The sequence below is a fragment of the Blautia wexlerae genome, assembly GCF_013300825.1.
In the GTDB taxonomy this organism is placed as follows: domain Bacteria; phylum Bacillota; class Clostridia; order Lachnospirales; family Lachnospiraceae; genus Blautia_A; species Blautia_A wexlerae_B.
In genome coordinates, this window is the sequence record NZ_JAAIMY010000007.1 from 1 (window position 1) to 23,516 (window position 23,516).

At 41.9% G+C, this 23,516-nt stretch carries 20 protein-coding genes; 18 read left to right on the forward strand and 2 right to left on the reverse strand.

Annotated features, from left to right (window positions below):
- Positions 1-289 precede the first annotated feature (289 nt).
- From mutS to G4417_RS05440, 18 genes are all read left to right on the forward strand, one after another.
- On the forward strand, positions 290-2,920 hold the full coding sequence (mutS, locus tag G4417_RS05355; protein ID WP_227218774.1) for a DNA mismatch repair protein MutS: 2,631 nt from the start codon (positions 290-292) through the stop codon (positions 2,918-2,920).
- A 6-nt stretch (positions 2,921-2,926) separates the two neighbouring features.
- Positions 2,927-4,978, forward strand: coding sequence for a DNA mismatch repair endonuclease MutL (gene mutL, locus G4417_RS05360; protein ID WP_173682881.1), 2,052 nt, complete (start codon positions 2,927-2,929; stop codon positions 4,976-4,978).
- Positions 4,979-4,998: 20 nt separating this feature from the next.
- Entirely contained in the window at positions 4,999-5,943 is a 945-nt protein-coding gene (gene miaA / locus G4417_RS05365) for a tRNA (adenosine(37)-N6)-dimethylallyltransferase MiaA (protein WP_173682882.1), read from the forward strand.
- A 95-nt stretch (positions 5,944-6,038) separates the two neighbouring features.
- Positions 6,039-7,313 carry an aminotransferase class I/II-fold pyridoxal phosphate-dependent enzyme gene (locus G4417_RS05370; RefSeq protein ID WP_173682883.1) on the forward strand — a complete coding sequence of 425 codons (1,275 nt, stop codon included), beginning with the start codon at positions 6,039-6,041 and terminating at the stop codon, positions 7,311-7,313.
- The gene (locus G4417_RS05375) at positions 7,310-8,500 is read left to right on the forward strand and encodes an NAD(P)/FAD-dependent oxidoreductase (protein WP_173682884.1); all 1,191 of its coding nucleotides are present in this window, start codon (positions 7,310-7,312) and stop codon (positions 8,498-8,500) included. The genes G4417_RS05370 and G4417_RS05375 overlap by 4 nt, the downstream gene beginning before the upstream one ends.
- Complete coding sequence (locus G4417_RS05380) at positions 8,497-10,086, forward strand: NAD(P)/FAD-dependent oxidoreductase (RefSeq protein ID WP_173682885.1); 1,590 nt, start codon at positions 8,497-8,499, stop codon at positions 10,084-10,086. The genes G4417_RS05375 and G4417_RS05380 overlap by 4 nt, the downstream gene beginning before the upstream one ends.
- A gap of 179 nt (positions 10,087-10,265) precedes the next feature.
- Entirely contained in the window at positions 10,266-10,985 is a 720-nt protein-coding gene (gene radC, locus G4417_RS05385) for a RadC family protein (protein WP_173682886.1), read from the forward strand.
- Positions 10,986-11,007: 22 nt separating this feature from the next.
- Positions 11,008-12,021, forward strand: coding sequence for a rod shape-determining protein (locus G4417_RS05390; protein WP_173682887.1), 1,014 nt, complete (start codon positions 11,008-11,010; stop codon positions 12,019-12,021).
- Positions 12,022-12,038: 17 nt separating this feature from the next.
- Positions 12,039-12,950 (forward strand): rod shape-determining protein MreC, encoded by a 912-nt coding sequence (gene mreC / locus G4417_RS05395; protein ID WP_173682888.1) that lies wholly within the window; start codon positions 12,039-12,041, stop codon positions 12,948-12,950.
- Positions 12,940-13,470 (forward strand): rod shape-determining protein MreD, encoded by a 531-nt coding sequence (mreD, locus tag G4417_RS05400; protein WP_173682889.1) that lies wholly within the window; start codon positions 12,940-12,942, stop codon positions 13,468-13,470. Before mreC ends, mreD begins: the two co-directional genes overlap by 11 nt.
- Complete coding sequence (locus G4417_RS05405; RefSeq protein ID WP_173682890.1) at positions 13,455-16,349, forward strand: penicillin-binding transpeptidase domain-containing protein; 2,895 nt, start codon at positions 13,455-13,457, stop codon at positions 16,347-16,349. The genes mreD and G4417_RS05405 overlap by 16 nt, the downstream gene beginning before the upstream one ends.
- A gap of 60 nt (positions 16,350-16,409) precedes the next feature.
- A complete protein-coding gene (gene minD / locus G4417_RS05410) occupies positions 16,410-17,198 on the forward strand; it encodes a septum site-determining protein MinD (RefSeq protein WP_173682891.1) in 789 nt (262 codons plus the stop codon).
- 24 nt (positions 17,199-17,222) lie between these two features.
- A complete protein-coding gene (gene minE / locus G4417_RS05415; RefSeq protein WP_173682892.1) occupies positions 17,223-17,510 on the forward strand; it encodes a cell division topological specificity factor MinE in 288 nt (95 codons plus the stop codon).
- Positions 17,504-18,664, forward strand: a complete 1,161-nt coding sequence (locus tag G4417_RS05420; protein WP_173682893.1) for an FtsW/RodA/SpoVE family cell cycle protein — start codon at positions 17,504-17,506, stop codon at positions 18,662-18,664. The genes minE and G4417_RS05420 overlap by 7 nt, the downstream gene beginning before the upstream one ends.
- Positions 18,661-19,860, forward strand: a complete 1,200-nt coding sequence (locus G4417_RS05425) for a D-alanyl-D-alanine carboxypeptidase family protein (RefSeq protein ID WP_330598168.1) — start codon at positions 18,661-18,663, stop codon at positions 19,858-19,860. Before G4417_RS05420 ends, G4417_RS05425 begins: the two co-directional genes overlap by 4 nt.
- 121 nt (positions 19,861-19,981) lie before the next feature.
- Entirely contained in the window at positions 19,982-20,521 is a 540-nt protein-coding gene (locus G4417_RS05430; protein WP_173682894.1) for a hypothetical protein, read from the forward strand.
- A 110-nt stretch (positions 20,522-20,631) separates the two neighbouring features.
- On the forward strand, positions 20,632-21,255 hold the full coding sequence (locus G4417_RS05435; RefSeq protein WP_173682895.1) for an esterase: 624 nt from the start codon (positions 20,632-20,634) through the stop codon (positions 21,253-21,255).
- 24 nt (positions 21,256-21,279) lie between these two features.
- On the forward strand, positions 21,280-21,462 hold the full coding sequence (locus G4417_RS05440; protein ID WP_173682896.1) for a DUF6440 family protein: 183 nt from the start codon (positions 21,280-21,282) through the stop codon (positions 21,460-21,462).
- A 35-nt stretch (positions 21,463-21,497) separates the two neighbouring features.
- Here the strand turns inward: G4417_RS05440 and G4417_RS05445 are convergent, their stop codons facing one another.
- Positions 21,498-22,451, reverse strand: a complete 954-nt coding sequence (locus G4417_RS05445) for a ComEC/Rec2 family competence protein (RefSeq protein ID WP_173682897.1) — start codon at positions 22,449-22,451, stop codon at positions 21,498-21,500.
- A 77-nt stretch (positions 22,452-22,528) separates the two neighbouring features.
- Positions 22,529-23,392 (reverse strand): serine hydrolase domain-containing protein, encoded by an 864-nt coding sequence (locus G4417_RS05450; RefSeq protein WP_173682898.1) that lies wholly within the window; start codon positions 23,390-23,392, stop codon positions 22,529-22,531.
- Positions 23,393-23,516 lie beyond the last annotated feature (124 nt).

Consider the following 23,516-nt stretch of genomic DNA (forward strand, 5'->3'; position numbering starts at 1 on the left):
TGAATGAGAATGATTATCTAAACTCATTATGTACACTCACTTATTGCTTATTTCGACCGTCCAATTTTCAAGAGCATATTGTTCTTTTTTCTATTATAATATATTTATTGTATCAGAACAAGTGTTTTTGCGATTTTTTATGAGTTTCATTTTAGGGATAGAATAAATGTTTATACTCTATCTTGCATCTTCTATTTATTCATGTTAAAATCTTAAGATGTCAAAAATACAATATATACGAGATAAAAAACAGCAGTGAGCTGTTATGAAGATAGGAGATAACAATTAAATGGCAATGAGTCCGATGATGCAGGAATACTGCAAGACAAAGGAACAATATAAAGACTGCATTTTATTCTACCGTCTGGGAGATTTTTATGAAATGTTTTTTGATGATGCATTGCTTGTCACCAGGGAACTGGAGATTACCCTTACAGGAAAAGACTGCGGATTAGAGGAGAGGGCACCCATGTGTGGTGTCCCTTATCATGCTGCGGAGACTTATATTAATCGTCTGATCGAGAGAGGACATAAGGTAGCAATCTGTGAGCAGGTAGAGGATCCTAAAAAAGCCAAAGGACTGGTAAAGCGTGAGGTTGTAAGGATCGTAACCCCAGGAACCACACTGGATGCTGCTGCTCTTGATGAGACAAAGAATAATTACCTGATGTCTATTGTGTCTATGGAAGAACATTTCGGATGCGCTATTGCAGACATTACAACAGGTGACTGTTTCCTTACAGAGGTGGACAAACCTCAGAAACTTCTTGATGAGATCAATAAATTTGTTCCTGCAGAGATTATCTGTAATGATTCTTTTTATATGTCTAATATAGATACAGATGATTTGCAGAACCGTCTGGGGATTTGTGTTTTTTCATTGGATTCCTGGTATTTCGATGACGAGTTGTGCCGCCGCACACTAAAAGATCATTTTCATGTAGGTTCTCTGGAGGGATTGGGCGTTGGTGATTATGACTGCGGGATCATTGCTGCAGGAGCTCTTTTCTTATATCTGAAAGAAACCCAGAAGACAGCCTTGTCCCATATGACAACTATCCGTCCCTATGCAGCAGAGAAATATATGCTTATTGACAGTTCCAGCCGCAGGAATCTGGAACTTGTGGAAACCCTGAGAGAGAAACAGAAAAGAGGTTCCCTTCTCTGGGTACTGGATAAGACAAAAACAGCAATGGGGGCAAGAACTCTCCGCAGTTATGTGGAGCAGCCACTGATCGACAGAGATGAGATTGAACAACGTCTGGAAGCACTGGAAGAGTTAAATAAAAACGGAATGCTCCGGGATGAGATCAGGGAATATCTGGGACCTGTTTATGACCTGGAACGACTGATCAGTCGTATCAGCTATAAATCTGCGAATCCAAGAGATCTGATCGCATTTGCTTCTTCGCTGGAAATGCTTCCTTATATAAAACAGGTTTTAAAAGAATTTAAAACACCTCTGCTTCAGAAAATCTATGAGGATATGGATTCGCTGGAGGATGTGACAGATCTGATCAAGCGTGCCATCGTGGAAGACCCGCCTCTTGCACAGAAGGATGGAGGAATCATTAAAGAGGGCTATAATGAGGATGTAGATAAATTCCGACGTTCCAGGACAGATGGCAAGAAATGGCTTTCAGAACTGGAGGCCAAAGAGCGGGAGCGTACAGGCATCAAAACAATGAAGATCAAATATAATCGCGTATTTGGCTATTCTCTGGAGATTACCAACACCTTTAAGGATCTGGTGCCGGACAATTATATCCGCAAACAGACGCTTACCAATGCAGAGCGATACATTACCCAGGAGTTAAAGGAACTGGAAGACCTGATCCTTGGGGCAGAGGATAAGCTGTATGCTCTGGAATATGAACTGTTCTGTGATGTGAGGGATACAGTCGGGAAAGAAGTTATGCGGATCCAGAAGACTGCCAAGGCAGTGGCTGCACTGGATGTGTTTGCTTCTCTTGCACTGGTTGCGGAAAGAAATCATTTTGTACGTCCGAAGACAAATACAACAGGTGTGATAGATATTAAAAACGGCCGCCATCCTGTTGTGGAACAGATGATAGAGAACGATATGTTTATTGCAAATGATACATATCTGGATAACCATAAGAAAAGGGTATCCATTATCACAGGTCCGAACATGGCAGGTAAGTCTACCTACATGAGACAGACTGCCCTGATCGTACTGATGGCACAGATCGGAAGCTTTGTCCCTGCTGAAAAAGCAAACATTGGAATTGTTGACAGGATTTTCACCCGTGTGGGTGCCTCTGATGATCTGGCAAGTGGTCAGAGTACCTTTATGGTAGAGATGACAGAGGTTGCCAATATTCTGAGAAACGCGACTGCAAGGAGCCTTCTGATCCTGGATGAGATCGGACGTGGCACCAGTACCTTTGACGGACTTGCCATTGCCTGGGCTGTGATCGAGCATATCAGCAATACGAAGCTTTGTGGTGCAAAGACATTATTTGCCACCCATTATCATGAGCTTACTGAACTGGAGGGTAAAATTCCGGGAGTTAATAACTACTGTATTGCTGTCAAGGAAAAAGGGGACGATATTGTATTTCTGCGTAAGATCGTTCAGGGCGGCGCAGACAAAAGTTATGGTATCCAGGTTGCCAAGCTTGCCGGTGTTCCGGATTCTGTTATCCAGAGAGCAAAGGAATTGGTGGAGGAACTGAGTGATGCAGATATTACGGCAGCAGTAAAAGACCTGACATCTGCGAAAAAGAAAAAGCCTGTATACGATCAGATGGATATGGCACAGATGTCTCTGTTCGATACAGTTAAGGATAACGATATCATTGATGAGATAAAAGGTCTTGATATGGGGAATATGACTCCTATCGAGGCAATGAATACACTTTATAACCTGCAGAACAAAATTAAGAACAGATGGTGATAAAAGTTGAGAAAAATTGCAGTATTAGACCAGCAGACCATAGATAAGATCGCTGCCGGTGAGGTAGTGGAACGTCCGTCCTCCATTGTGAAGGAGCTTGTGGAAAATGCAATTGATGCAGGAGCAACTGCTGTAACAGTGGAGATCACAGACGGTGGCAAAAAGATGATACGTATCACAGATAATGGCGGGGGTATGGAAAGAGATCAGGTACCCCTGGCATTTTTGCGTCATGCCACCAGTAAGATTGAGAAGATTGAGGATCTGGAACACATTGCGTCTCTTGGATTTCGCGGTGAGGCTTTGTCCAGTATTGCTGCTGTTGCGCAGGTGGAACTGATCACAAAAACCCCATCTGCATTAAGCGGAGTCCGTTATGTGATCAATGGTGGTGTACAGGAGTCTTTAGAGGATATGGGAGCACCGGAAGGAACTACTTTCCTGGTGAGAAATCTTTTTTACAATACACCTGCTAGAAGCAAGTTCCTGAAATCAGATACTACGGAGGGAAATTATGTCAGCACTTTGATGGAGCAGCTGGCATTGTCCCATCCTGAGATTTCTTTTAAATATATCCAGAATAAACAGGTGAAGCTTCATACTTCCGGAAATTACAATGTGAAAGATGTGATCTATAATATATATGGAAGAGATATTACCAAAGCACTTCTTGAGGTATCCTACGAGAATGATTTCATGAAGATTGAGGGTTTTGTGGGAAAACCGGAGATTTCCAGAGGTAACCGTACCTTTGAGAATTATTATATTAACGGACGTTTTGTAAAGAACCGGATCATTGCAAAAGGGATAGAGGACGCCTATAAGGGGTTTCTCATGCAGCATAAGTTTCCCTTTGTTTCTCTTCATATTCAGATGGAGGGAAATGATCTGGATGTAAATGTGCATCCAAGCAAGATGGAGGTGCGGTTTGCAAGAGGAACGGAAGTTTATGATGCAGTTTACGAGACAGTTCACAAGGCTCTTACAACAAGAGAAATGATCCAGACAGTGCCTTTTGGAAAAGAAGAACCGGTAAAGAAACAGCAGTCCGTGGTAAAACCGGGGGATGTACCGGAGCCATTTGAAACCAGACGTCGCGCGGAAATTCCGGAATATCGTACACAGACTGTAAATACAGCTTCCAGGGTTTCTGAGCATACCGCACTTCCACGTGGAACTGTTACAATGGCAGAACAGGCAGTGCGTGAACAGCAGATCTATCAGATCAGGGATCCTCTTACCAAGGCAGAGGAACAGCTTTTTGAGGGAACACTGAGTGATAAAAAGAATGAAGAACAACCGATATTTTCAGAGACAAAGCAGGAAATTGCAGAACAGAAAACTGCAGAATATCTGAAGACTGCTGTGGATTCAGAAGAAAACAGAAAACAGATAGAACAAAACAAAAATGTAATATCAGAAGAGATCAGGCCACAGCAGCTGGAATTATTTGAGGAGAAACTTCTTGCTTCTGAATCCCGAAGCCGTCATCAACTGATCGGACAGATTTTTGATACCTACTGGCTTGTTCAGTTTGAGGATAAATTTTTTATTATCGACCAGCATGCGGCACATGAAAAGGTTTATTATGAACGTTTCGTAAAAAGGTTTCGTGAGCAGACAGCAGAATCCCAGTACCTCAGTCCGCCGCTGATCGTATCTCTGAGTCTTCAGGAAGAAGCGCTTCTTAAAGCCAACCGTAAGTACTTTGAAGATTTTGGATTTGAGATTGAACCATTTGGCGGTAAGGAATACTGTATCAATGCAGTCCCGGCCAATCTGTACGGTCTTACGGAGGAAGAACTTTTTCTGGAAATGCTTGACAATCTTGCTACTGAGAAGGATAAGGATCCACTTGGAATCTTTGCTTCCAGACTGGCCACCATGGCATGTAAAGCTGCGGTAAAGGGAAATCACCAGATGTCCGACCGGGAAGCAAATGCGTTGATCGATGAACTGCTCACACTGGAGAACCCCTATCACTGTCCTCATGGAAGACCAACGATTATTTCCATGACAAAAACAGAACTGGAAAAGAAATTTAAACGTATTGTGTAGTTTATATATAAGGAGCTATTATGAAAAAGCCACTGATCGTTCTTACAGGACCAACGGCAGCAGGAAAAACCCACCTTTCCATAGCACTTGCGAAAGCAATAAACGGGGAGATCATTTCTGCTGATTCCATGCAGGTCTACAAATATATGGATATTGGATCAGCTAAGATCCGGCCGGAGGAGATGCAGGGAGTAAAGCATTATCTGGTAGATGAACTGCTGCCTCAGGAAGAATTTCATATCGTGAAATTCCAGCAGATGGCAAAAGCTGCCATGGAAGAAATTTATGCCAAGGGGAAAATTCCTGTTCTGGTAGGAGGAACCGGATTTTATATACAGGCCATTACAAAGGATATTGATTTTACTCAGGCAGAACAGGAAGACGGATACCGTCAGGAGCTGGAACAGCTTGCTGCAGAAAAGGGAAATGAATACCTGCATCAGATGCTTTTGGAGGTTGACCCTGTCAGTGCCGGGGAAATCCACGCTAATAATGTGAAACGTGTGATCAGGGCACTGGAATTTTATCATCAGAACCAGTCGCCGATCTCCGCACATAATCAGGAGCAGAAGGAACATGAAACACCTTATAATCTGGCATATTTTGTGCTGAATGTACCAAGGGAACTTCTTTACAAACGGATTGATGACCGTATTGATGAGATGCTAAAGGATGGACTTCTTGAGGAAGTGCAGAAGTTAAAAGATATGGGATACCACAGAGGGATGGTTTCCATGCAGGGACTTGGATATAAAGAAATCCTTGCATATCTGGATGGCGAGTATCCATTAGAAGAGGCGGTCAGGATCCTGAAAAGAGATACCAGACATTTTGCAAAACGCCAGCTGACCTGGTTTCGCAGGGAGAAGGATACCATCTGGATGAATAAGGATGAGTTTGACTATAGGGAAGACAGAATCCTTGATGAAATGCTGAAGATATGCAGGGACAGAGGAATTCTATAATCGAATTCTTCTTAAAAATCACTGATACAGAATAAGTGAAATTCAGAGATAAAATAAAGATAATAATGTAAACAGAAATGAGGACGAAATAAATTATGAAAGAAATGTATGCACAGCTTGGGATTTCTTCAGAGGTTTATGACTTTGGTCATAAGATTGAGGAATCCCTGAAAGAAAGATTTGAAAAATTTGATAAAACAGCAGAATATAACCAGATGAAAGTACTTCTTGCCATGCAGAAAAATAAGGTAAGTGCCGAATGCTTCGGAAGTTCTTCCGGTTATGGATATGACGATATCGGCCGTGAGACTCTGGAAAAGGTTTATGCAGATACCTTTCATACAGAAGCCTGTCTGGTACGCCCGCAGATCACATGCGGAACTCACGCACTGGCAATTGCCTTGTTCGGTAATCTCCGTCCGGGTGATGAACTTCTGGCACCTGCCGGAAAGCCTTACGATACTCTGGAAGAGGTGATCGGCATCCGCCCGTCAAAAGGTTCTCTCGCAGAATATGGAGTAAGTTACCGTCAGGTGGAACTGTTAGAAGACGGAACTTTTGATTATGACAGCATCCGTAAAGCAATCAATGAAAAAACACGTCTTGTGGAGATCCAGCGTTCCAAAGGATACCAGACACGTCCGTCTTTCTCTGTAAAGCAGATCGGAGAGCTGATCTCTTTTGTAAAGAGTATTAAACCGGATGTGATCTGTATGGTGGATAACTGCTACGGTGAATTTGTAGATACCATTGAGCCGAGTGATGTGGGAGCTGATATGATCGTTGGTTCTCTGATCAAGAATCCGGGCGGCGGACTTGCACCTATTGGCGGTTATATTGCAGGTACTAAGGAGTGCGTGGAAAATGCTTCTTACAGAATGACCTGTCCCGGACTTGGCAGTGAGGTAGGCGCAACTCTGGGAGTCAACCGTTCTTTCTTCCAGGGATTTTTCCTTGCACCAATGGTTACCAAGGGTGCGTTAAAGGGAGCTGTGTTTGCAGCAAATATTTATGAGAAACTTGGATTTCCGGTAGTCCCAAATTCCACAGAGCCACGTCAGGACATCATTCAGGCAGTAAGCCTTGGCACACCGGAAGGTCTGATCGCGTTCTGTAAGGGTATTCAGGCAGCAGCACCGGTTGACAGTTATGTGGATCCGGAGCCATGGGATATGCCTGGATATGACAGTCAGGTTATCATGGCAGCAGGTGCTTTTGTACAGGGCTCTTCCATCGAGCTTTCCGCAGATGGTCCGATGAAACCGCCATATGCAGTATATTTCCAGGGCGGACTTACCTGGGAACATGCAAAGCTTGGCGTTTTGATGTCTCTTCAGAAAATGGTTGATAAGGGGCTTGTATCTCTATGAAAAAAAGGCAGGTAGTGATCACAGGAGCAGGAGCCAGTGGGTTGATGGCAGCAATCATGGCAGCCCGAAAAGGGGCAGCAGTTACTGTTCTGGAACAGAATGAGAAACCTGGAAAGAAGATCTGCGCTACAGGGAACGGCAGATGCAATTTTTCCAATCTTGCAAAACCGGATGATGCATACAGAGGTGAACATCCTGAGTTTGCAGAAGGTGCACTTGTACAGTTTTCTGTTGAAGACACTATTGATTTTTTCAGAGAAATAGGAATCTATCCGTTAAACAGAAACGGTTATCTCTATCCGAGAAGCAATCAGGCACAGAGTGTTGTTGATGTATTGTGTATGGAGGCAGCCAGCCTGGGTGTGAAAATAAAGACAAATGAGCAGGTTACAGAAATTAAAAACGGGATAAATGGAAAGAATTTCCGGATTCTGACAAAAGGATGGCACTATGATGCAGATGCACTGATACTTGCCAATGGATCCCGGGCATCTTCTGTTTCAGGTTCAGACGGCAGCGGATATGTGCTGGCAGAGAGCTTTCATCACCGCATTGTCCCGGTTTATCCGGCACTTACTGCCCTGAAATGTAAGGGCTCTTCTTTTAAGGCATGGGCTGGTGTGCGTACAGAAGGAGAAATTTCCCTTTTTACAGATGGGAAATTCTGTAAATCTGAACGTGGCGAGCTGCAGCTTACAGAATACGGAATTTCCGGAATCCCTGTGTTTCAGCTCAGCACTTATGCAGTACGTGCAGTCAGAGAAGGACATAAAACAGAGCTTCACATTAATTTCATGCCGGAGCTGTCAGAGGAAGAATTAAAGAAACTTCTGTATGCACGAAAGAAGGCATGTCCCTATAAAAAAGAAAAAGAACTCCTGGTGGGACTTTTCCCGGAAAAGCTTATCAAAATCCTTATATCACAAAAACAACTGGTTTCTTCCATAAGGGAATTTCCTCTTGAAGTGCAGGATGGTATGTCATTTTCACAGGCACAGGTCTGCTCCGGGGGAGTAGATACCACGCAGGTAAATTCTCAAACCATGGAGTCAAAGCTCTGTAAGGATCTGTATTTTGCAGGGGAAGTTCTGGATATTGACGGTACATGCGGTGGATATAATCTGCAATGGGCATGGAGCAGCGGCGCAGTGGCTGGCAGAAATGCAGCAAAGGAGGAGAAAAAATGATTCGAATTTCACAGCTGAAACTTCCGATCACACATACAAAGGCACAACTCGAAAAAAAGATTGCAAAAACATTAAAAAATCCCGGAAACAGTTTTACTTATAAAATAAAAAAGCAATCTCTGGACTGCAGACACAAAAATGACAAAATCTTTGTATATACTGTAGATGTAAAAATCAAAGATGAGCAAAAACTACTCAAAAAAGTTAACAGTAATAACGTTATGTTAACTGAAGAAAAACCATATGAGTTTCCTTCTCCGGGTGAGACACCTCTTTTACATTCTCCTGTTATTGTAGGAAGTGGTCCTGCAGGACTTTTCTGCGGATGGTATCTTGCGAAGGCCGGATATTGTCCGATAATACTTGAACGTGGAGAAGAGGCTGATAAACGTCAGAAAACAGTAGAGAATTTCTGGAAAAATGGTATTCTTGACCCTGAGTCCAATGTACAGTTCGGAGAAGGAGGCGCCGGTACCTTTTCTGACGGAAAACTGAACACGCTGGTAAAAGATCCTTACGGACGTAATCATGAGGTGCTGAAGCGTTTTGTAGCTGCCGGAGCGCCTGAAGAAATTATTTATCAGCAGAAACCACATCTGGGAACAGATGTGCTGGTTGGTATCGTTGAAAAAATGCGTCATGAAATCGAAGAAATGGGAGGAAAATTCTGCTTCCGTTCCAAAGTGACAGATCTGATTTTTGAGAACAATGCATTAAAAGAAATTGAGATCAACAATGATAGAAGAATCCCTGCACAGGTCTGTGTACTGGCACCCGGACACAGTGCAAGGGATACTTTTGAGATGTTACAGAAGCGTGGAGTCTATATGGAACCGAAATCATTTGCAGTGGGGCTGCGTATCGAACATCCGCAGGAAATGATCAATATGGATCTTTACGGGGAATCTGAGAATGAATTACTTGGTGCGGCCAGCTATAAAGTAACACATAAGTGTGCAAATGGCAGAGGGGTTTATTCCTTTTGCATGTGTCCGGGCGGATATGTTGTAAATGCATCTTCTGAACCTGGTCGTCTTGCAGTTAATGGGATGAGCTATCAGGCACGAGATTCCAGAAATGCAAACAGCGCCATGATCGTAACAGTGACACCGGAGGATTTTCCGGATAAGGGTGTTCTGGGCGGCGTAGAATTTCAACGTGATCTTGAGAGGAAAGCCTGGGAACTTGGAGAAGGCAGGATTCCGGTCCAGCTTTTTGGTGATTTCTGTAAAAATCAGGCAAGTGAAGCATGGGGAGAGATTACTCCCTGCATGAGAGGAGAATATGTGCTGGCAAATGTCCGCTCTGTTCTGCCGAAAGCAGTAGGCGATTCCATTGAAGAAGGTGTCAGATCTTTTGGAAAAAGAATTTCGGGCTTTGACAGAGAAGATGCTCTTCTCAGCGGCATTGAAAGCCGTACATCTTCCCCTGTAAGGATTGTGCGTGATCAGGAGCTTACGGCAAATATGGCAGGAATTTATCCGTGTGGTGAAGGTGCTGGTTATGCAGGCGGGATCACCAGTGCTGCCATGGATGGTATAAAAGTTGCTGAGACTGTATGCAGGAAATATGCACTTATACTGTAGGTGACCTTCTTGTCTTTCGCATTCTGCTGAACTGTCTTAAATGCACTATTTACGAGGATTATTATAGTAACGTTATAAAGTTCACATAAAAATCAGAGAGGAGAGTGTACATCTCTCCTCTTTTATGCTAGAATATAATTTGCAATTTGCCGAAGGCTTCAGAGAGCACAGGCAGACTTATGAATAATGCAAATAATATTATGAAACAGCTTCCCGAGGAACAGCGCCCTTATGAGAAATGCTTCACACAGGGTGAGAGTTCATTAAGTGACAGTGAACTATTGGCGGTAATTTTGCGCAGTGGCATGCAGGGGAAGAATTCACTGGCACTTGCACAGGAAATCCTGAAATTTATGGAGTCCTCCTCCTACCCCGGTCTTATGGGGCTGATGCATGTATCTGTACAGGATCTTATGAGGATTCATGGAGTCGGGCGGGTAAAGGCAGTACAGTTAAAATGCATTGGAGAACTTTCCAAAAGGATTGCCAAAGCTGCTGCCAGACCGCAGATGGTTATGAATAACCCATCTTCCATAGCAGCTTATTATATGGAAGAACTCCGTCATGAAGAACAGGAGATAGTAATCTGTATGATGTTGGATGTAAAGGGACATTTCCTGGGAGATAAAATACTGACCCGAGGAACTGCAACCGGTTCACTGGTAACACCGAGGGAGATCTATATGGAAGCTCTGCGCCGTCATGCAGTCAGTCTGATACTGGTTCATAATCATCCAAGTGGTGACCCCACACCAAGTCCGGATGATCAGCAGATTACAGCCAGAATCTATCAGGCAGGGGAACTGCTTGGGATACATCTTCTGGATCATATTGTGATCGGTGATCACAGATACTGCAGTTTCAGAGAAGAGGGATTATGGAATACATGTACAGAATAAGGCAACAACAAAGGGGCAGAATATGCTATTTGAGAAAACATATGGAATAGATTTGGGAAGCAGTTCCGTAAAGGTCTATTCTTTTTTCAGAAACAAGACTTATATTGAGAAAAATATGATCGCGTCCAGGGGACGCACGATCATTGCAATGGGAAATGAAGCATACGATATGTTTGAAAAATCTCCTGCGGATATTACGGTTACATCGCCAATGACATTTGGCATGATCGCCAGTCTGGAACTTCAGGAGATTGTCCTTTACAGCATGATCCGTAAAATCGACCATATCCTGGGATTTGGTGCAGTAATGTATTTTACTGTTCCATTGGATATGACCGCAGTTGAGAAACGGGCATATTTTCATGTGGCAAATGGCCACTGGTTAAAGAAAAACCGGGTATTTATGGTAGAGGCACCTGTCGCAGATGCTATTGCCATGGGTGTAGATTTAGAAGATCCTACAGGAAATATGATTGTAAATATCGGTGCCCAGAGTACAGAAGTATCGATCATTACCGGAGGAAAGATCATTATCAGCAAGAAAATACCGCTGGGCGGCAGACAGATAAATGAATCTGTCTGCGGTGAAATACGTAAGAGATATAATCTGCAGATTGGCACAAGAACCGGTAAGAGGCTTAAGATGGTAATGGGACGTCTCAGTGATCCGAAAAAGGAAGTACGTAAGGTTGTAGGGATTGACTGTATTTCCGGACTGCCAAGAGAAGAAATCATCTCCTCTTATGTGGTTAATGACGGTATTATGAACTGTCTGAATGAGATTGCGGCAGAGATGAAAACATTTCTGGAACGAATCCCGCCCCAGATTTCCTATCATATCGCAAAACAGGGAATTTACATAACCGGAGGCAGTACCAGATTACCTTATATTGATAAATATCTTGCCAGTTATACGGGATTTACCTTTAATCTGTCGGATCTTTATGAAACTTCAGCAGTTACAGGTCTTGAGAAAATAATCAGAAATAAAGAACTGCGTAAATGGGCAGTACCGGTTACGCAGAGAAAACTATAATTTTTAGGGGTGCATCAATGAAAAACCTGAAAAAGAAAGTACATTTTAGGATTAAATTAAAAAGTAAACATCTTCTGGTCATCATGTCGATCTTCTGCGTCAGTTGTATTGCTGCTACTTTTGCATCCGGCATTACCACTGCACCGCTGCAGGATGCTGCAGGAATACTGATCGTTCCATTTGAAAACAGTATCAACCGGATCAGTTCTGTTCTGAAAGGAATGCAGGACCGTATGCGTGACAAAGAAGAGATCCTCAGTGAAAACGAAAACTTAAAAGCTCAGATTGACAATCTCACAGAACAGAATAACAAGCTGATCCAGGATCAGACAGAATATGTAAGATTACAGCAGATGTATGATCTTGATCAGCAGTACACAGAATATCCGAAGATTGCAGCAGAGATCATTTCCAAAGATCCTGGAAACTGGTATGATACCTTTATGATCAACCGGGGATCAGCAGATGGTATTCGTGTGGATAATAATGTACTTGCGGATAAAGGTCTGGTCGGGATTGTAACAGAGGTAGGAACTCACTGGGCAACTGTGCGTTCCATTATCGATGACAGCAGCAATGTCAGTGCCATGACTGTCAGCACACAAGATAATTGTGTGGTGGAGGGTGATCTGGAACTTATCGATGAGGGAAAATTAAGTTTCAGTCAGTTATATGACCAGAATAATAAAGTAACAGTGGGGGAACGTATCGTCACCTCCAATATCAGTGAGAAATATGTAGAAGGTCTGTTTATCGGCTACGTCAGTGAAGTGGAACAGAACAGCAATAATCTGACAAAAACAGGTACTATTGTTACACCTGTAGATTTCCAGCATCTGAAAGATGTACTTGTCATTACGGTAAATAAACAGGATTCTGTTGATGACAATGCTCAGGCAGCTCAGGAGGCGACTGCGGATGAAGAGTAAGATAACATTATTTTTTATGATCCTTATCAGTTTTCTTCTTCAATGTACTGTTCTTCATGTGATATCCATCGGCTCTATTACGCCGAATCTGATACTGATCCTCTGTATATCCATGGGACTGATGCGTGGGAGAAAAAGTGGACTGTGGACAGGTTTTTTCTGCGGATTTCTGATAGATATGTTCTATGGCTCAGTGTTTGGTTTTTATGCTCTGATTTATATGTATATTGGTTTTTTGAGCGGATATGCTCATCGGATATGTTATGATGATGACATTAAAGTTCCGGTTATGCTTGCCGGTGTGGGGAATCTGCTGTATGGACTTTCCGTCTATGCGCTGCAGTTTCTGCTTCGGGGACGTCTGGGGCTTGGAACTTATTTATACCGGATTATTTTACCCGAGATTTTTTATACCGTGATCCTTACACTGGTTGTTTACCGGGTATTTCATTATATTAATTATCATTTCATGAACAATCCATCAATGAAGGAAAGTGAGTCTATTTGGGTACTAAAATAAAAAGATTTTTTAAAAAGATACGGGTAAAACGTACTACGGTACTGGTACTTGTTTTTGTATTTATGTCAGCTACGCTGGTGCGTCAGCTTTTCGAACTGCAGATCATCCAGGGAGAAGATTATATCAGTAAGTTTGAATCAAGAACAACCAAAAAACGTGTGATCAAAAGCACACGTGGCAATATTTATGACAGAAACGGCGAGGAACTGGCAACAAATGTGCTGGCTTATTCTGTGACATTTGAGGATAATGGAACTTATGATTCTACAAGAGAAAAGAATCTTACACTGAATGGGATTGCTTATAAGGTTCTGAAGATTCTTGAATCCAACGGAGATTCCATCAGCACCAGTTTTCATATCATTGTGGACGAAAGCGGCAATTATGCCTTTGATGTTGATGAGGGATTTACACTGAACCGTTTTCGTGCGGATATTTACGGAGAACCTCTGATCGATAATCTGACCAAAAAACAGAAAAGTGCCACGGCAGATCAGATGATTGAGTTTATGAGCGGAAGTAATGGATTTTCTATTGTTCTTTATGGAGATAATGCTTATACCAAAGAAGAACTGACGTCTCACGGATTGCCGGAGAATCTGTCAAAGCAGGATATTCTTGAACTTTCCAAGATCCGTTATGCATTGAGTACCAACAGTTTCAAGAAGTACATGGCTGTTACCATCGCTTCAAATGTAAGTGAGAAATCTGTGGCTGCAATCAGGGAAAATCAGCCGGATCTTCAGGGAATAGATATTGTAGAAGATTCTGTCCGCAAATATATTGATGATGCAAGTATGGGACCGATTCTTGGATATACAGGACAGGCTTCTTCAGAAGAACTTGAAGAACTGAGACAAAAGAATCCGGATTATTCAAATGATGCGATTATCGGTAAAACAGGAATTGAAAAGTATATGGAAACCTCACTTCAGGGAACCGATGGCGAAGAAACTGTCACAGTCGACAACCTTGGCAAAGTACTTAAGATTGATGACAGTACAAGAGTGGAACCTGTTGCAGGTAATGATACTTATCTTACCATAGACAGCAGCTGGCAGTCTGCAATTTACCAGATCCTGAAACAGAGAGTGGCCGGAATTCTTTTATCTAAGATAGAGGCATCAAAAACCTATGATTTCAGTGTGAATGATGCTGCGCAGATTAAGATACCGATTTATGACGTATATAATGCGCTGATTGCAAACAGCGTCATAGATATCCGCAAATTCAGTGATGAAAACGCTTCTGATACAGAAAAAAAATTATATGCCAAATTTCAACAGAAACAGCAACAGGTTTTTGATACAATAACTAACAGGCTGACAGATGAAAATCCGCCGGCTGTAAAAGATGAGGATGAACAGATACAGGAATATCTTACTTATATCTGTGATGATCTTCTCAGAGATACTCTTGGGATTATCTCAAAGAATGCCATTGATACATCTGACAGTACTTATCAGAAATGGACAACCGATAAGGACATCAGTCTGAAAGATTATTTGACATATGCGGCAAGCCAGAACTGGATCGATATCTCCAAATTTTCCACAGAGGGAGATTATCTGGATTCTGATGAGGTATACCAGGCACTTACAGATTATCTGATCGATTATCTGAAAACAGACAATAGCTTCTCCAAACTTCTGTATAAATACATGCTGCAGGAGGATACCATCTCCGGAAGCGAAATCTGTCTGGTTCTGTATGAACAGGGAATCTTATCAAAAGATGATGACGCATACGCGGCTCTGGCTTCCGGTTCCATGACAGCCTATGATTTTATGATTAATAAGATTTATACTCTTGAGATTGAACCGGCACAGCTTGCACTGGAGCCATGTTCCGCTTCTGCGGTGATCACAGATGTCAAAACAGGAGATGTTCTGGCATGCGTATCCTATCCGGGATATGACAATAACCGTCTGGTAAATAATATGGATACAGATTATTATGCGAAATTATCTACAGATAAGTCCAGTCCGTTTTTCAATAAAGCAACCCAGCAGACAGCAGCACCTGGTTCTACATTTAAGATTTTATCTACCATTGCCGGAATGTCTGAAGGAGTGATTGATGACGGAACATACATTAACTGTACCGGATCCTTTGACCTTGTAACACCTCCAATCAACTGCTGGAACAAACAGGGGCATGGAGAAATCGAGATCAGGGAGGCAATTGAGCAGTCCTGTAACTATTATTTTAATATGGTTGGTTTTAAACTTGGTCAGGATGCAGACGGAAACTTTTCAGAAAACCGAAGCCTGAGTGTACTGCAAAAATATGCTTCCGAAATTGGGCTGGATAAGAAAACAGGTATCGAAATCACAGAGTCAGCACCTCATGTATCAGATTCCTATGCAGTTCCGTCTTATATCGGACAGGGTACTAATGCTTATACCACCAGTCAACTGGCACGTTATGCAACGGCAATCGCTACCAGCGGAAATGTTTATAATCTGACTTTACTTGACAGACAGACAGATTCCAAGGGTAATACTCTGAAAAAATACGAACCGGATATTATCAATACAGTGGATATGTCACAGAATGTATGGGATGATATTCATGACGGAATGTACCGTGTAGTTCAGACTCACAGACAGTTTGATGGCCTTGGAGTGGATGTGGCAGGTAAGACCGGTACAGCCGAGGTAAATGTTTACCATCCAAACCATGGTATGTTTATCGGATATGCTCCGGCTTCAGAGCCTGAGTATGCGATTGCTGTGCGTATTGAAAATGGATATACTTCCGGTAATGCGTGTCTTGCAGCTGATGATATTTTTAAATATATCTTTGAATTAACTGATGAAAAGTCTATTCTTACAGGTGTTGCGGCAAGTGATACCAGTGATACTTCGAATGACTAAGATTACCATACAGGAGAATACCAGAAGAATGGAAATTTTTTTCAGGAGGAAATTGTAACTATGAGTGAAGTCATCGTGATTACTTCCGGTAAAGGCGGAGTGGGAAAGACCACGACGGTTGCCAATATCGGGACAGGTCTGGCTATGCTGGGCAAAAAGGTTGTTGTGGTAGACACAGATATAGGCCTGCGGAACCTGGACGTTGTTCTGGGACTGGAGAACAGGATCGTCTATAATCTGGTGGATGTAATCAACGGAAGCTGTCGTCTACGTCAGGCTCTGATTAAGGATAAAAGGCATCCGGACTTGTGTCTTCTGCCATCTGCACAGACAAAAGACAAATCTGCTGTGTCCCCGGAACAGATGATCAAACTGACTGATGATCTGAGAGAACAGTTTGATTATATTCTTCTGGACTGTCCGGCAGGAATTGAACAGGGATTTAAAAATGCAATTGCAGGTGCTGATAAGGCACTGGTAGTTACAACACCAGAGGTTTCCGCAATCCGGGATGCAGACAGGATTATCGGACTTCTGGAAGCCAATGAGATCAGGGATATTCGACTGATCATCAACCGCCTGCGGCCGGACATGATTGCAAGAGGTGATATGATGTCCGTGGATGATGTAACGGAAATCCTTGCTGTTGATCTGATCGGAACTATTCTGGATGATGAACAGATTGTGATTGCAACAAATCAGGGGGAACCTCTTTCGGGAAAATCTTCCCAGGCAGAAGAGGAATATATGAATATCTGCAAACGTATTCTGGGTGAAGAAATCCCCTTTGCAGATATCAACAGAAAGCAGGGTCTGTTAAGAAAGATAGGTAACTTTTTCAAAAAGTAGTCAGCTTTATAAGGGGGAATCTGTGTGAAAGCTTTTTTTAAAGAAAAGAAGCGTTCAGCCGGATACGCAAGAGACCGCATGAAACTCCTTCTGATCTCGGAGCGTATCGACTGCTCTCCACAGATGATGAAAATGTTACGGAATGATATGATACATACCGTAAAAAAATACCTTACCATTGATGAAGAACAGATAAAAATCCAGATAACGCAGGAGCCGGCAGTGCTCCACGCGTATATTCCTGTTTTGAACAAAAAGGATAACCGTTTGGTTTCTTCACAGTTACTAAAAAGGACAGATAAATTATGTTAAAGCAATATAAATTAAGATTTTACAATTTCAGACTAATTATTTTTCTGCTGGCGATCAGCCTGATAGGAGTTACACTGGTGGGAACAGCAGCATCGGACCTGAAGTCAAAGCAGTTTGCCGGAGTAGTACTTGGACTTATTATCATGCTGATCCTTTCTTTACTGGACTATTCATGGATCATGAACTTTCAGTGGATCATGTATGGATTCAATATTATCATGCTGGTTGTTGTGCGAATTGCAGGTGACAGTGCCAATGGTGCCGCCAGATGGATCGGTATCGGTTCTTTTCGATTTCAGCCGACGGAATTATCAAAGATCATTCTGATCGTTTTCTTTGCAAAATTTTTCATGGATCATGAAGAAACATTAAATACGCCTAAAACTCTGGTATTATCCGGCGTATTGCTTGCAGTACCTCTGTTTCTGATCCTGGAACAGCCGGATCTGAAAAACACAATTACAGTTGTGGTTATTTTCTGTATTATGATCTATATTGCCGGTTTAAGCTATAAGATTATCGGCGGAGCGTTGCTTATCGCAGTTCCATTGCTGATTATCTTTTTATCAATTGTAGTTCAGCCGGATCAGAAGCTGCTCAAGGACTATCAGCGAAGCCGTATCATGTCTTTTTTATATCCTGAAAATGAGGAATATTCGGATGATATTGAACAGCAGAATAACTCTAAGACTGCTATCGCTTCGGGAGAACTGGTAGGTAAGAAATTAAGCGGCGATGACAGTACAACTTCTGTAAATAAGGGAAACTTCGTGGCAGAGAATCAGACAGATTTTATTTTTGCTGTTGCCGGTGAAGAATATGGGTTTATTGGATGCGTGATAATCGTATTGCTGCTTCTGGCGATTTCCTTTGAATGTATCCGGATGAGCCTTCGGGCAAAGGATATGTCAGGAAAGATTCTTTGCTGTGGAATTGGAGGACTGATCGCACTGCAAAGTTTTATCAATATCTGTGTTGCAACAGGTCTTGCGCCTAATACGGGAACTCCCCTTCCTTTTGTAAGTTACGGGCTGACTTCGCTGGTAAGTCTGTATATTGGTATGGGCCTTGTACTCAATGTAGGACTTCAGAGCAGCACATATAATAAAGAAATTATTCAAAAAGAAATTGACAGAAGAGAGGATTACTTATGAGAGTAAAAAAGGAATCTTCCAGTAAAATACCGGAAAAGAAATCTGCTGTTCCATACAAATCTGCAATTCCGTATAAGCACAAGCCTTCCACTCCCCTTCGGACAGTGAAATTGCCAAAATCACAGATGCCGTCCAGACAGACAGAAGAGCACAAAGCTCTGCAACGTGCAAAATATCAGAGGAAACGCCGGCGGTTAAAACATGTATTTGGAGTTCTGATTAGTGTATTTGTAATTCTGGCAGTAGCCGGAGGGATTTTTTATGGATGGAATACGTTAAGTGGAAATTATTTCGGAACTCCGGAAAGGGCTTTCGATTCTTCAGAGGTTTTTACAAATGCCCTCGCTTCTAAGGAAAATATGAGGACAGAGCCTTTTGCACGGAAGTTATGTGTTTCTGCAAAGGGAGATGTTGACTGCATTAATAATGCAGACCTGGGAGATGGACAAAAGGGACTGCTGTTTGGTCTGAGCAATCATAAAGTACTGTACGCAAAGGGCATTTATGATAAAGTATATCCTGCAAGTATCACTAAGATCATGACAGCAATGCTCGCATTACAGAGTGGAAAGCTGGATGATACAGTTACCATTACTCAGGATAATGTTACGCTGGAAGAGGGATCACAGGTCTGTGGCTTTGCGGCAGGAGATCAGGTTACACTTGATCAGCTTCTCCACTGTCTGCTGGTTTATTCCGGAAATGATGCGGCTTCTGCCATTGCGGAATATGTTGGTGGCACTACAGAGAATTTTGTGCAGATGATGAATGCTTATGCTGCGAAGCTTGGATGTACAGGAACACATTTTTCCAATCCACATGGTCTGCAGGATGAGAACCATTATACAACACCATATGATATTTATCTGATGCTGAATGAAGCGTTCACGTATCCTGAATTTACAGAGATCACAGAGCTGCCGTCCTATACAGTAACTTATACGGGATCAGACGGAACTGAGAAAAGCACCACACTTACCGCAACAGATCACTATCTTACCGGTGAAGCAACAGCTCCAAAGGATGTTACAATTCTTGGCGGTAAGACCGGAACAACTGCAACAGCCGGAAACTGTCTTGCAATTCTTACCCAGAATGCATATGGAAAAACATTTGTGTCGATTGTGATGGGGGCTGATACAAAAGAACTTCTGTATCAGGAGATGAACTCTCTGCTTCAGAATATCAACAGTTAATAAAAACCGGGTGCAGTTAGCAGTAATTGTATCCGGTTTTTGTCGTTGGAGAGTTTTTACTGCTGTACTGCCGGGAAAGCGCAAAGGGATTGATATAAATAAAAAGAACAGGAGGAAGAGAATGAATAATAATTGTATTACAACATACACAGGCAGACACATAGATCCATTACATCCGGATCCGGATATGATCTGTATCGAAGATATTGCACATGCCTTATCTTTGATCTGTCGCGGAAACGGACAGGTAAAGACTTTTTTCTCAGTAGGTCAGCATTGCATCAACTGTGCCAGAGAAGCCCTTGCGCGAGGATATTCCAGGCGTGTGGCATTTGCCTGCCTTCTGCACGATGCCAGCGAATGTTATTTATCTGATGTGCCAAGACCATTTAAGAAAACCCTCGCAGGATATAAGGAGAAGGAGGAAAATCTTCTGAATCTGATCTGCCAGAAATATCTTGGGAGCCCATTAAGCGCAAAAGAGGAACAATTATTAAAAGAAATCGATGATGATATGCTCTGGTTTGACCTTACATACCTGTTAAATGAGCCTCAGGAAAAGGAAGCACCGGAGATTCATATTACAATAGATTATGCGGTACAGGCTTTTGAAGAAACGGAAAAGGAATACCTGGAATTGTATAACTTTTTTATCCGCTGATTTGATGGTTATTTCATTTTTGTGTATGATGTCTTGAGGTTTCATACATTGATTGTAGTATTGTAAAGTGCTATACTACAGATATCAATTAAAGTATAATGGAGGCACAGATGAAAACGCATGAATTTGGAAAATCGGACACTGTTCTGATCCAGCCTGTCGGAAAACACGAACTTTCATGGATAGAAAACGAGGTAATGGAAATACATAGGTTAACTTCCGCGGATTTCAAATATATCGCAGTGGAAATTGATGACTGGAACGATGATCTTTCGCCGTGGAAGGCACCGGCTGTATTTACGGATGGCGGTTTTGGTGGAGGAGCAGTTAAAACGCTGGAGAAAATATTGATGCTTTGTTCAGATAAGAAGAAATATTATATTGGCGGTTATTCTTTGGCAGGACTGTTTTCCCTATGGGCAGCATACCAAACAGATGTGTTTACAGGAATTGCTGCTGTATCTCCGTCCGTATGGTTTCCTGGATTTATTGATTATATGAGGGAACATGAGGTTAGGAGCAAAACCGTTTATTTGAGTCTGGGTGACAAAGAGGAAAAGACGAGAAATTCGGTTATGGCACAGGTCGGAAACTGCATCCGGAATGGGTATGATTGGCTTAAGAAATGCGGCGTAGATTGTACATTGGAATGGAATTCGGGTAATCATTACCGGGAGCCGGATATGAGAACAGCAAAAGCATTTGCCTGGGTATTGAACCAGAAGAAGAACTAATATTTATAACTGGAGAGTGTTTATATGGGAAAAAATGACAGATTCGAAAAAATTTATTCACAGGGGACTATGAATGTAATGGAAATCTGGGTGGACAGGGAAACGGGAGTAAACTATGTATTTCATGCATCAGGATATGCGGGCGGAATGACTCCGTTGTTGGACAGAGATGGAAAACCGGTAGTTTCTCCTGTGCTGAACAGGTAGACTTAACATCTGATGGATTCATAAGTGGAAGGAATTTAATGTATGATCACACCCTTTCTGTGATCAAAAGAATATATTTTGCTCCCAAGCCCTTTTAGAATATGTATGTTTTCCTGAATAGCTGCATTGCTGTTTCTTAATGAAGCCTGCGCATCAATAAAGGTAACTTTTGGATGGATATATGTAAAGAAAGATTTCCGCCCTCTATTGTTTCCATGATGAGGAGCCTGCAGATAAGTTGCTTTCAATTCTGATCCGTATTCTTTCATTAACCTTTTCCCATTTGGGGAAATAATATCTCCGGTAAAAAGCATACTTGTCTTTTTGCCATATATTTTGAATACCAGGGAGGAGCCATTGCAAATGTCTTTTGTGGTATCATTAATATCATTACTGTAGCTGTTGAAAAATTTCATGTTAAGTCCATACAATCTCATGGTCTTTCCTGGCTTAATCCATTTGATTTTGGGATAGTTAGATACTAAACTCATGAATTCAGTGAAAACGGGATATTCATCCCAATAGTATTTGTATGTATTATATCGTTCAGCATTGATCTTTGGAGCCAGAACATATCCGATTTTAATTCCCTGTGGGTTTGATTTTATTTTGTTAAAAGCCCCAACATGATCTGGATGAGGATGAGTAATAATCCATCCGTCAACTTTGCCGCCATTCTTTCTGATTACTTTTCTGACGCGTGCTTCATTTGATGCCCAGCCTCCGTCTATGACAAATAGCCTGCCGTTGCTGCCCTTGACAGTATAGAACATAGATTGCGCAGAATCATTGTCACTTCCATATTGGGTAACAGTCCAGGAAATATCTTTTGCCTGGCAGTCTATAGGTTTTCCGCTAAGTAAAATCATTACTAAAAGAAATAATGATGTAACAAGAGAGAATTTTTTCATAGGCAATCCTGTCTTTTCGTCCTTTCCTAAAATCTGCTTCTGCAATTCCATAAATACCAGTGAAATAATATTTACCATAAAAAGGCTTTTTGTTATTCTGATTTTACCACAATAATGTTTGTGGGAATGCAGATTATAAATTTCAGGAAAAGATATTACAGTTTTGCGCAGACAAGCTCATAAACTGCCCTCAGAAGTTCTTCTCCCCTGCGGCATTCTGAAACAAACGAAACGACTGCGTTTTTCTGAGGCAGGATCATAGATATCTGAGAGTATTTTCCATCTGCCCGGAAAGAATTATATTCACCCCGCCAGAAAAGATAACCATAATATCCCACATCCGCTGCCTTTGTACTTTCTTCTATCCATTTTTCGGACAGTATCTGTTTTCCATTCCACTTACCTTTATTAAGATAAAACATTCCAAATTTGTGAAGCTCAGAAAGGGTCAGGAATAATCCGCCTGCACCAAAACTGTTTCCAAGTGGATCAGTCTCCCATGTAGGACGTTTTATTCCAAGGTTGGAAAAAAGTCTGGGTGTCAGGTAAGAAACCAGGTCGCAGCCTGAACGTCTCTGTACAAGAATACCTGCCAGATAGGGACCTACATTATTATATACAAAATGTGTACCTGGCTTATACTTAAAGGGAATAGCCAGAGACATTTTCACCCAGTTATCTTCTTCATATAATGGTCGTTGTTCTCCCATCAGACTGCCTTTCTCCTGTCCAAGACACATGGTAAGAAGATCACGGACAGTTGCTTCTTTCAGGTTCTCATCTATATGTTCCGGCAAGTCACCTGCAAATGCTTCCGTTAGTTTTTCATTAAGACAGATCAGTCCTTCCTGAACAGCAAATCCAACTGCACAGGATGTGAAGCTCTTTGTTGCAGAATAAATATTCCTCCTGCATTCCGGTTCACTGTACCACTCTGCTACAAGTTCATTATCTTTTGAAACTTTGATACCAAGAACATTATAATCTTTTGCTATCTTTATAAAATCTGAAATATCCATAGTATTTACACCTTTCCTGTTTTTAAATGTATTCTGTTGCTTTTATATTAACACAAAAATATCAGATAAACCAGTTATTACAGAAGGTGGATGGCAGCATTTTATCTTGCTGTTGGGATGATAG